Here is a 265-nt window from a genome sequence, read left to right on the forward strand (position 1 = left end):
GCGCTTGCTTCTCCCCCTCAAGTTTAGGTGTCAACGCCTTGATGTATTTCTTCACCCAACCGACAAACTGCTTCTTGTCAAATGCTGGTTGCTCCTGAAGCCTGAATGTGTCAACAATGTCAACCACTTTGACAGCTTGATCATCAACACCCTCATCTTCACCACCACCTTCAGCAGAAGGATTTGCACCAATGTCTACATCAATGGCTCCTTGAACAACCCACTTTCCCTCAACTTCCCAGAGAGCTCCATCGAAGAGTTCCTT

1 protein-coding gene is annotated in these 265 nt (G+C 47.5%); it reads right to left on the bottom strand.

What is annotated here, in order from left to right; all coding sequences use genetic code 11:
• Positions 1-265 (bottom strand): hypothetical protein (locus C6N31_RS47400; RefSeq protein ID WP_198359728.1); only part of this gene is annotated, 265 nt, incomplete at both ends.

It is taken from the genome of Streptomyces fildesensis, assembly GCF_016107395.1.
GTDB lineage: Bacteria > Actinomycetota > Actinomycetes > Streptomycetales > Streptomycetaceae > Actinacidiphila > Actinacidiphila fildesensis.